This is a genomic window from Nocardia carnea (assembly GCF_029868855.1).
Lineage (GTDB): Bacteria > Actinomycetota > Actinomycetes > Mycobacteriales > Mycobacteriaceae > Nocardia > Nocardia carnea_A.
This window is the reverse complement of sequence record NZ_JARWOV010000267.1, coordinates 44,180-54,543: the sequence shown is the minus strand read 5'-3', so window position 1 is coordinate 54,543 and position 10,364 is coordinate 44,180. Positions and strand designations below refer to the sequence as shown.

9 protein-coding genes and 1 pseudogene are annotated in these 10,364 nt (G+C 69.0%); 3 read left to right on the top strand and 7 right to left on the bottom strand.

The annotated features are described in order from the left end of the window. Nucleotides 1–117, bottom strand: a pseudogene (locus QH195_RS27895) (thioredoxin reductase); the annotation flags it as partial. Between the two features lie 62 nt (nucleotides 118–179). Here QH195_RS27895 and QH195_RS27890 point away from each other — a divergent pair. After that, complete coding sequence (locus tag QH195_RS27890; protein ID WP_280423068.1) at nucleotides 180–617, top strand: nuclear transport factor 2 family protein; 438 nt, start codon at nucleotides 180–182, stop codon at nucleotides 615–617. A 45-nt stretch (nucleotides 618–662) separates the two neighbouring features. Here the strand turns inward: QH195_RS27890 and QH195_RS27885 are convergent, their stop codons facing one another. After that, nucleotides 663–1,391: a TetR/AcrR family transcriptional regulator gene (locus QH195_RS27885; RefSeq protein ID WP_280423067.1), complete on the bottom strand. Its 729-nt coding sequence runs from the start codon at nucleotides 1,389–1,391 to the stop codon at nucleotides 663–665. 107 nt (nucleotides 1,392–1,498) lie between these two features. Here QH195_RS27885 and QH195_RS27880 point away from each other — a divergent pair, with 107 nt between their 5' ends. Beyond that, nucleotides 1,499–2,671 (top strand): FAD-dependent monooxygenase, encoded by a 1,173-nt coding sequence (locus tag QH195_RS27880; protein WP_280437584.1) that lies wholly within the window; start codon nucleotides 1,499–1,501, stop codon nucleotides 2,669–2,671. Nucleotides 2,672–2,711: 40 nt separating this feature from the next. Here QH195_RS27880 and fdhD read toward each other — a convergent pair whose 3' ends face one another. The 3 genes from fdhD to QH195_RS27865 are packed head-to-tail and all read right to left on the bottom strand — an operon-like array spanning nucleotide 2,712 to nucleotide 7,025. Then, nucleotides 2,712–3,539, bottom strand: coding sequence for a formate dehydrogenase accessory sulfurtransferase FdhD (gene fdhD, locus QH195_RS27875; RefSeq protein WP_280437583.1), 828 nt, complete (start codon nucleotides 3,537–3,539; stop codon nucleotides 2,712–2,714). Next, on the bottom strand, nucleotides 3,536–5,845 hold the full coding sequence (locus QH195_RS27870; protein ID WP_280437582.1) for an FdhF/YdeP family oxidoreductase: 2,310 nt from the start codon (nucleotides 5,843–5,845) through the stop codon (nucleotides 3,536–3,538). Before QH195_RS27870 ends, fdhD begins: the two co-directional genes overlap by 4 nt. Before the next feature lie 49 nt (nucleotides 5,846–5,894). Next, a complete protein-coding gene (locus QH195_RS27865) occupies nucleotides 5,895–7,025 on the bottom strand; it encodes an FHA domain-containing protein (protein ID WP_280423063.1) in 1,131 nt (376 codons plus the stop codon). Between the two features lie 519 nt (nucleotides 7,026–7,544). Here QH195_RS27865 and QH195_RS27860 point away from each other — a divergent pair. Beyond that, nucleotides 7,545–8,078, top strand: a complete 534-nt coding sequence (locus QH195_RS27860) for a GNAT family N-acetyltransferase (RefSeq protein WP_280437581.1) — start codon at nucleotides 7,545–7,547, stop codon at nucleotides 8,076–8,078. Here QH195_RS27860 and QH195_RS27855 read toward each other — a convergent pair. Both QH195_RS27855 and QH195_RS27850 read right to left on the bottom strand, forming a co-directional pair. Next, nucleotides 8,066–9,619 (bottom strand): glycerol-3-phosphate dehydrogenase/oxidase, encoded by a 1,554-nt coding sequence (locus QH195_RS27855; protein ID WP_280437580.1) that lies wholly within the window; start codon nucleotides 9,617–9,619, stop codon nucleotides 8,066–8,068. The two genes, QH195_RS27860 and QH195_RS27855, sit on opposite strands and share 13 nt — an antisense overlap. Nucleotides 9,620–9,688: 69 nt before the next feature. Then, nucleotides 9,689–10,300, bottom strand: coding sequence for a TetR/AcrR family transcriptional regulator (locus QH195_RS27850; RefSeq protein WP_280437579.1), 612 nt, complete (start codon nucleotides 10,298–10,300; stop codon nucleotides 9,689–9,691). Nucleotides 10,301–10,364: the final 64 nt, after the last annotated feature.

Genomic DNA, 10,364 nt, shown 5'->3' with positions numbered 1-10,364 from the left:
CATTCCGTCGCGGGCCAGCAGCCCGTGCACTCCTTCGGCGGGGGCATTGCGGGGTGTGCCCGCGTCGATCACCGCCACTGTGCGCCGGGAGCGCGCCAGCATCAGTGCACCGTTCAGTCCGGCCGCGCCGGTGGGCGCCCTAAACCCCGGGCTGGCCCCGGGGGGCCGGCTGCTGACCTATGTCGACACGCGACGAAATCGAATCATTCCTCGACGAGTACCAGTCGACGCTGAGCGCCTTCGACGCCGAGCGTACGGCCGCATTGTGGGGGACGCCGGGCACTGTGGTCGGTGACGAATTCGTGGGGGCGCTGCATTCCCGGGAGGAGATGGCGCGGGGTCTGGCGCAGGCACATCCCATGTACCAGATGCTCGGGCTCGCCCGGGTCGATCACACTCTGCTGGAGATCGCCGAGCTGACTTCCGTGCTGGTGCGCGTCCGGGTGCGCTGGCATTTCTACGACGGCGACGATGCGTTGCTCACCGACAGTGATTACGAATATCTGCTGCGCCGCGACGACGAGGGCTGGCGTACGTACGTCGCCGTCGCCATCGACGAGGCGGAGAAATTGGCCCGTGTGGCGGCGGACCGGGGGATTCGGCTACCGGGTATGTGACCTGCGGGCGTTGTCCACGAGCCCGGGTACCGGCGCGAAAAGGGTTCATGGGGCGGTGCGCTGAGCCAACAGGGCTGCCACTCCGTCCAGAATCCGCTCGATGCCGAATTCGAGGGCGTTATCGCGCCTGGGTGGCTGCTCGCCCGGCTGCGGCGTGCCGGGGTGATCCGATATGGCAGCGATCAGCCGCGGAAAGCGGTCGCCCGCCAATTCCAAGGCCTCGGCCATCGTCGCGGTGAATTCTTGCTCACCGGATCCAGGGCCCATCAACTGTTGCGCCAGGGCGCGGACGTGCCCGTTCAGCACGACGAGCGTATCCAGCTGTTCCGGGCCGGTCAGTGCGATACCCGCCATCGCGTCGAGGGCTGCCTCGGTCCAGCCGAGCTCGTTGGGGCCCACGGGCCGGGTGCCGGCCAGAAGTTCCATCATCCACGGATGGCGCCGGTATCGTTCGAAACTCAGCAGGGCCCAGGACCGCAGTCCGGCTCGCCACGGTGGCGTGCCCGAGGTGTCCGGTTCCGGTAGGTCGGCCAGGGCCGCTTCTGTCATCAGCGCGGTGAGTTCGGCTTTGCCCGGCACATGCCGATACAGCGACATCTTGGTGTAGCCCAGCCGATCGGCGAGCCGCTGCATGGATACCGCGGTCAAACCTTCGGCATCGGCCAATTCGATCGCGGCCGCCACGATCGCGGCGCGGGTCAGGGTGGGTTTTGGTCCCCGGGTCGGCCGCCGATCGGTACCCCAGAGTATTTCCAGGACGGTCGGGGTCGCCATCGGATGCCTTTCGAAATTCGGTTGACGTGGAATTGTGTCTACCATACGCTGCACTGCGTCCGACGGAAACAGTATCCGGTGGACGCATATTCTGGATGGAGTTCATCATGAAGAACCGCAGCGTCCTCGTCTCCGGCGCGAGCATCGCCGGCCCAACTCTCGCCTATTGGCTCGCTCGCTACGGATTCGACGTCACGGTCGTCGAACGTGCCGCCGCGCTGCGGCCCGGCGGCCAGGCTGTCGACTTCAAGGGGGTTGTGCACCGCACGGTGCTGGAGCGGACGGGCGTCTACGACGAGATCTGTCGCCGGAGTACCGGCGCCACCGATATGGTCATCGTCGACGCCCAGGGGCGCGAACGAGTGCGGATATCCGGCGATTTCACCGGCGGCGACGTCGAGATCCTGCGGGGCGACCTGGCCGAGATTCTGTACGAGGCCGGTGCCCGGCACTGCACCTACCGGTTCGGCGATTCGATCAGTGCATTGCGTGAAACCGAGGGCGGAGTCGAGGTCGAATTCGAGAACGGTCCGGCAGGGCGCTTCGATCTGGTTTTCGGTGCCGACGGTATCCACTCCCGGGTTCGCCGCCTGGTTTTCGGCCCGGAAGAGCAGTTCGTCCAACATCGCGGCTACTACTACGCCATCGCCGGGGAACCACCCACCCGTGATGGGTCCGACGGGCCCCGGCGGCGCGAATCGTATGCCCACAGCGACGCGGGCCGGCTCGCGGTTCGGGGCGGTCCGAAGGCGCAGCAGATGTACCTGTTCGCGGCACCCGAAATGACCTTCGCGGACGAAGCGGACAAGCGTCGCATGCTGATCGAGAGATTCACCGGGATGGGATGGCAGGTACCCGAAATGCTCGCCGAACTACCGGAACTCGGCGATTTCTACCTCGACGCACTGGCCCGGGTGCGGATGCCGAGTTATGTGGCGGGGCGGGTGGCGCTGGTCGGCGACAGCGCCTATGGGAACACCCTGGCCGGGTTCGGTACCGGTCTGGCGGTAGTGGGTGCCTATGTGCTCGCCGGGGAACTGGCTGCCGCGGAAGGCGACCATACCGTGGCCTTCGCCCGTTACGACCGGATCATGCGCCGATACGCGAAGGTGGGGCTGGGCAGCAGCCCAGGCCCCTTCCTGGCACCGAAAACCGCGTACGGTCTGCGGCTGCGCGATTGGTTCCTGGGGTCGCGCTGGTTCGGTCTGATGGACAAGTTCGCCGGGGACGCGAAGGACGATCTGGATCTCTCGGGCTACCCGGTGCGGGAACCGCGTTGATCCGCCGTGCGCAGACCGCGGGTCCGGGCGGCTGCTCGGGTCAGGTGCCGGGGAGGGACCCCGCGACCCGTTCCGCGCCGGTGTAGATGTTCATCGTGTCGCCGCGGACGAAACCTGCCAGGGTGAGCCCGGATTCGGCGGCGAGGTCCACGGCCAGCGAACTCGGGGCCGATACGGCCGCGAGGACCGGGATACCGGCGAGGACGGCCTTCTGTGCGAGCTCGAAGGAGGCCCGGCCACTCACGACCAGTACGAGATCCGATGCCGGAATCCGGCCCTCCCGCAGTGCCCAGCCGATGACCTTGTCGACCGCGTTGTGCCGGCCGATATCCTCCCGGACGGCCACGGCGTCACCGTCGGCGGTGAACAGACCCGCACCGTGCAAGCCCCCGGTAGCGTCGAAAACCGTCTGCTGCCGGCGCAGGGCCTCCGGTAGACGGGCCAGGACCGCCGCCTCGACCAATGGCTGCGGGGGTGGGAGCGGGTGTCGGCTGCGCTGCCGGATCTCGTCGAGGGCCGTTTTCCCGCACAGACCGCAGGCACCGGTGGTCAGGAACGGGCGGTTCGGCGGGGCAATGGTGCCGGCGGGGTCGATATCGAGGACGTTGTAGGTGTTGCGACCCTCGTCGTCGGTGCCGGCGCAATAGCGGGCAGTGCGGATATCGGCGGCCTCGGTGATCAGCGATTCGGCGAACAGGAAACCGTGCACCAGGTCGATATCGTTGCCCGGCGTGCGCATGGTGACGGTGAGCGATTCCCCGCGCACCCGGATCTCCAGGGGTTCTTCGACGGCCAGGGTATCGGGACGGGTGATCTCGCCGGCCGGGGTGATACGTCGCATCCGGCGTCGCGCGGTGACTCTGCTCATTCGGGGCTGCGCTGGTGGATATGAGGTTCGAGCCGAATGACAACGGCCTTCGATACGGGTGTATTCGACCGTTCCGCGACATGGTCGAGCGGGACCAGCGGGTTCGTTTCGGGGTAGTAGGCGGCGGCGTTCCCGCGGGGCGTGGAGTACTCGACCAGCCGGAAACCGGTCACCCGGCGTTCGACACCGTCGGTCCATTCCGCCACCAGGTCGACGAGGTCACCGTCGCGGAACCCCAATTCGGCGATATCGCCGGCGTTCACCAGCACCACGCGGCGGCCGTGGTGGACGCCGCGGTAGCGATCGTCGAGGCCGTAGATCGTGGTGTTGTACTGGTCGTGACTGCGCAGGGTCTGCAGGACGAGGCGGCCGGGCGGCACCGGCACCCAGCTCAGCTCGTTCACCGCGAAATTGGCTTTTCCGGTGGCGGTGCGGAATTCACGGGTATCGCGTGGCGGGTGGGGGAGGACGAAACCGTTGCGCTGCCGGACCCGGCTGTTGTAATCGGCGCACCCGGGTACCACGCGGGCGATGGCATCGCGGATCCGGTCGTAGTCGCCGCGGAAACGCTCCCAGGGCACGGGGTGTTCCGGACCCAGCAGCTCCCTGGCGAGTTCACAGACGATCGCGACCTCGCTGCGCAGTTCGTCGCTCACCGGGTCGAGCCGGCCGGTGGACAGATGCACCATCGACATCGAATCCTCCACCGACACCTGCTGGCGCCGGCCGTTCTGGATATCCAGATCGGTGCGGCCCAGGGTCGGCAGGATCAGCGCGGTGGCGCCGTGGACGATATGACTGCGGTTGAGTTTGGTCGACACCTGCACCGTGAGTGCGCAGTTGCGCAGAGCTGCCTCGGTGACGGTGGTATCCGGGGTGGCGGCGACGAAATTGCCGCCCATCCCGAAGAACACCCGGGCGCGCCCGTCGCGCAATGCGCGGATGGCGTCGACGGTGTCGTAACCGTGGGTGCGGGGACTGCTGATCCCGAACTCGTGGTCCAGCGCGGCGAGGAACGGCTCGGGCATCCGTTCCCAGATACCCATGGTGCGGTCGCCCTGCACATTGGAATGGCCGCGCACCGGGCAGACACCCGCCCCCGGCTTGCCGATCATCCCCCGTGCCAGCAGCAGATTGGTGGCTTCCTCGATGGTGGCGACCGCGTTCTTGTGCTGGGTGAGCCCCATCGCCCAGCAGACGATCGTATTGCGGGACCGGGCCAGCCGGTCGGCCGTGCGGGCGAGTTCATCAGGGGTGAGTCCGCTCGCCTCGTAGACCGTATCCAGGTCGACCGCTCGGATATGGCGTTCGTAGTCGGCGAATCCGGCGGTATGGGCTTCGATGAAGGCGCGGTCCAGTACGGTGCCGGGTGCCCGGTCCTCGGCCTCGAACAGCAGTTTCGCCAGACCCTGGAACAGGGCCATATCGCCGCCGAGGCGGATCTGCAGGAAATCGTCGGCGATATCGACGCCGGTGGTGAGCCCGCGCACGGTCTGCGGATCGCGGAAACCGATCAGACCGGTTTCGGGCAGCGGATTGATCGCGACGATCTCGGCGCCGGCTTTCTTCGCGTCGGCGAGCGCGCTCAACATACGCGGATGGTTGGTGCCCGGGTTCTGGCCGGCGATCAGGATGAGATCGGCAGCGGCGAAATCGTCGATGGTCACCGAGCCCTTGCCGATTCCGATGGAACCGGTGAGTGCGGTGCCCGACGATTCGTGGCACATATTGCTGCAGTCGGGCAGGTTGCTGGTACCGAAACTGCGGACCATCAGCTGGTAGAGGAATGCGGTTTCGTTCGCGGTGCGGCCGGAGGTGTAGAACACGGCCTCGTCCGGGGAATCCAGGGCCCGTAACCGGTCGGCGACGAGGCGGTAGGCGTCGTCCCACGCGATCGGGCGGTAGTGGGTATCGCCCGGCCGCAGCACCATGGGGTGGGTCAGCCGCCCCTGACGGCCCAGCCAGTACCCGGACTTCCCGGCGAGATCGGCGATCGAATGTTCGGCGAAGAACTCCGGGCCCACGGTGTTCAGGGTCGCCTCCTCGGCGACCGCTTTCGCTCCGTTCTCGCAGAACTCGGCGGGACGGCGGTGCCCGCTGGGTTCCGGCCACGCGCACCCCGGACAGTCGAATCCGTTCACCTGGTTCACCCGCGCCAGCGTGCGTGCGGTGCGGACCACCCCCATATCGGCAACCGCCCGCTTCAGCGCGACCCCGACCGCCCGGACCCCCGCCGCCTGCGCCTTCGGTGGTGTGACGGTGAGCGCGGATTCGTCGATGTCCTCGGTCGGGCCGTTGCGGTGCATACCGCCATTGTGCGCTGTGCGTTGCGGACGCGTGGTCCGGGCACACCGCTCAACCTCCGTGCGTGGATTCCGCCTGGTAGGTGAGGACCTGTTCGCTGATGCGGATCCGGCCGCCGGGCGGTAGTTCGGTCGGGGATTGCCCGATGCGGGTCCAGCGCGGTTCGCCGGGAGTCGAGACGAAGGTGCCTGCCGCGGTGCCGGCGTCGCGCAGGTACACCTTGCCGGCGTCCACCGAGAGGTAGGCGTGCACCCGGGAGATATGGCGGTCGCGCTGCAGTACCAGCGGGGCGGCGGTTTTGCGGCGCACCGATTCGTCCACCGAGGGGCCGCGGCCGATCACGTACGCGCGGTCCAGCGGGTAACTCGTACCGTCCTCGGCGACCAGTACGGCTGCGGTCTTCTCCCCGTTGTCCGCACCGTTGCGGTTGTCCGCGCCGTTGCGCTCGGCGTGCGCTCGTGGTGTCGCCGGTTCCTTCCGCAGCCGGATGGGATCCGCCGCGGGCCGCGCGGGTGCCGCGGACCAGGCCCGGGTGCCGGGTAACGGTTCCGCCGGGCGGGCGGCCGCGAGACCCGTACGTGGCCCGGAATCGGCCACCGGTTCCGGATCGGCGGCGACCAGCCCGGCCGGCGCCGTGGCCGGCGGTTCCCCGCCGGCGACCCGTTTCGCCGCGACCGCCGCAGCGGGCCGGCCGGGCTTCTTGCTCCGGCGTACCGCGGCGTGGATCACGAAGCCACCGCCGGGTACCACACCCGCGCGTAGGTCGGTCCGGGGGTACGGGGTCACCTGGGCGTCCGCGCCCGGCCCCACCGACAGGGTGCGGACCGGATCGCGCACGATCTCGTCGACCCAGGTGAAAGCACGCGCACCGACCAGCCGCCGGGACCCTTCCGCGCCGGAGATCAACGCCGATACCGGGCCCCGCAGCAGGACCAGGGTGCCGTCGGCGGTGGGGGCGACCAACCCGAACGGGGGCGGTTCCGAACCGGTTCCGAAGACCACCGCCGCGAGCCGCTGAGCGATCGCCGCACCGGGATGCTCCGCATCCGCCACCGCCTCGACGGCGCCGAGTATCCGCTCGGTGGAAGCATTGGCACCCACGAGGTAGATCACGACATCACCGAAGCGCGCGACCAGGCCCTCACCCGGCGCGATACCGATGGTGGACGTATCGACACGCACTCCCGGCTCCTTCCTCAGACCACCGCACCAGCATAGATGCGAGCTGTGTTTTCTTGCGGCGCCTGCGTCGCCGCGGAGGCGAGGCCTCCCAGGCGTCGTGCTTCAGCCCTCGACACTCGTGATTGCGCCGCCTCGCATCGAGGACCGAAGCACGACGCGGCCTCAACACTTCGAGGGCCTCGCTGGTCTCGGCACCGAAGTCGTGTCCCCTCCAGAAAATGCGTCGGCCGACCCGTGCCGAGGGACACCGGCTCATTTCACTTCGCAGGGCGAGCCCGGTGCGATGCACACAATCCGACCTTCGCCGGCTGCATCGTTCGCCTAGTGCCTCGATCGTTCGGCATCGCTCCGATGCGTCGGTGCTCGGCGTCGGGACCGAGTCGAAGCAGTACCTGGAGGAACCGGCTTGCGCCGAAAGTGCCCCGTGGGCAGTGCTGAATCCGGCCGGGTTCCGGAAAACCGCTGACGTCGTCCGCGGGTACCGTTCGTGGGTCGGCCGCCACCGAACGAGGAGTGCTCATGATCCGCGAGGCAATCGCCACGGATATACCCCGGCTGCAGGAGATCGAGGTGCGGGCGGGGGAACCGTTCGCCGCGGTGGGGATGGACGCGGTGGCCGGGGACGAACCGCTGTCCGCGGAGGTCCTCGGTGCGTTCGTGCTCGACGGCCGGGCGTGGGTGTGGGTGCACGGCGGGGTGCCGGTGGGGTATCTGATCGTGAGCGTCGTGGACGGGAACGCTCATATCGACCAGGTGTCGGTGCTCCCCGGATACCGGGGACAGCGGATCGGGCGGCGGCTCATCGACCGGGCGGTCCGCTGGGCCGCGGAGCGCGGGCTGCCGGCGATAACGCTGACCACGTTCACCGAGGTCGCGTGGAACGGGCCCTATTACGCGCGGCTGGGATTCCGCTACCTCGATGCCGCCGACGAGACGCCCGGTCTGCGGGCGGTGCGGGCCGCGGAGATCGCGCACGGGCTGGACCGCTGGCCGCGCGCCTGTATGACCGCGTCCGTGCCGGAGTGGGATTACGCTGCGGCTCACTTCGAATAGGCGGCCACCATCGCCTCGGCGGTGGCGCGCGCCGCGGCGCGGTCGTCCGGTACCAGGCCGATCCGGGTGCGGCGATCCAGGAGATCGCCGGCGTCCAGGGCGCCTTCCTGGGTGATCGACCAGGCGAACTCCGCCGCCAGCACATCGGCTCCCGGTGCCACGGGTACCGCGAGTTCGGGGTCGGACGCGGCGAGTGCTGCCACGGCGGGTGCTTCGGCGCCGTAGCGTTCGATCAGCAATTGCGGGGCGAGCAGGTGATCGCGGGCTGCTCCGGCGACTGCGCCGGCCAGCGGTAGATCGGTTGTCCGGCACGGTCCCGCGGTCAGGCGGGCGTGCGCTATCGCGGTGTCGAGGGCGTCCTGCGCCATTTTCCGGTAGGTGGTGAGTTTGCCGCCGACCACTGTGATCACACCGGATGGGGAAACGAGGACCGCGTGTTCGCGCGAGATATCGGCGGTGCTGTCGCCCCCGGCGCGCAGCAGTGGACGCAGCCCGGCGTAGGAACCGCGGATATCGCTGTGGGTGAGCGGTATGCGCACCACCGTGTTCACCGTGTCGAGCAGGAAATCGACTTCGGCGGGGGTGGGGCGGGGTTCGTCCGGAACCGGGCCCGGTGCGTCCTCATCGGTCAAACCGAGATAGACGCGGCCGTGCGGTGCGGGCAGGGCGAACACGAAGCGGCCGACCGAACCCGGGACCGGGATGGTGAGCGCGGCCGTGAGGCCGCCGAAGGCCGCGGCATCGAACACCAGATGGGTGCCGCGGCTGGGCCGCAGTTCGATACTGGGATCGACCTCGTCGGCCCAGACCCCGGTGGCGTTCACCACCGCGCCGGCGCGCACGGTCAGCGTTTCCCCGGTGCGGAGGTCGCGAAGGGTGGCCCCGTCGCCGGTGACGGATTCGGCGGCAACGCGAGTGAGGACGGTCGCGCCATGGGCGGCCGCGGTCCGGGCCAGTGCCACCACCAGGCGGGCATCGTCGACCAGTTGCCCGTCCCAGGCCTGGAGTCCGCCGCGTAGACCGTCCCGGCGCACGGTCGGGGCCAGGCGCAGTACTTCGGCGCGGGTCACCCGGCGCGACCGCGGTAGCAGCGAACCCGGTGTGCGCGCGCCGGCGCGCAACAGGTCGCCGGCCAGGAAACCGGTGCGGATCAGGGCACGGGAGGGCAGGCCGATATCGGGCAGCAGCGGTACCAGCTGGGGTAGCGGCCGTACCAGGTGGGGTGCGTTGCGGCGCAGCAGGATCCCGCGTTCCACGGCGCTCTCGTAAGCGATCCCGACCCGCCCGCTCGCCAGGTAGCGCAGGCCGCCGTGGACCAGTTTGGAACTCCAGCGGCTGGTGCCGTGTGCCAGATCGTGTTTCTCCACCAGAAGTGTGCGCAAGCCGCGGGCGGCGGCGTCGAGTGCTACACCTGCGCCCGTCACTCCGCCACCGATGACGAGTAGGTCGATGGTCGGGTCGTCGCCGAGGGCGGTGATTTCGCGAGTGCGCCGGCCGGCGTCGAGCGCGGCGCCGACGGTGCCGGAAGGGTTGGTGACCATGGTTTCGTGGCACGGCCGCCCGCTCGTGCGGGCCGTGGTCCGCAAAGTGCGTCCCGATCGGGCCGTGCGCTACTCCTTCCTGGGCGAGGGGGCTTCGGGCGCGAGGTACGCGTCCAGGGCGTGCCGGAGTTCGGTGTCCATTGCCGGTCCGTCGAGCAGTTCGGCGACCGTGGCCGCCGATTGAACCGCCGACTGCGCGATCAACAGCAGCATCGCGGCCAGCTGCGCCGGGTCACCGTGGCGTACCGATCCGTCGGCCTGCCCTTCGCGGATACCGGTGCCGAACAGGTCGAGCAGTTCGCGTTGGTTGCGGCCCAGCCGGCCGAAGACATAGGTGAGCATGAGATCGGTGTCGGTGCGGAAGATCTTGCCGAACAGCGGGTTCGATCGCACCTGCGCCGCGCCGCCCACGATGCTCGCGACCAGGCGGGTACGTGCGTCGCCCGATTCCGGCACGGCCGCCGTGATGATCGCGCGGAGTTCCCGCACCAGCAGTTCGCCGATGAGAGCGCGGCTGTCGGACCAGCGCCTGTAGACCGTAGGGCGGCTCACCCGCGCGCGGCGGGCGACCTCCGCGAGCGTGGTCCGCCGGACCCCGAATTCCGCGACGCAGTCACGTGCGGCATCCAGGATGAGCCGGTCCACGGAACCGGCATCCTCGGGGACTGCGGCAGTGGGCACGGGCGGTGACCTCGTCTCGGTTCGTTACTGCTTGACAGAACATGTCAAACTGTAACGCATGACC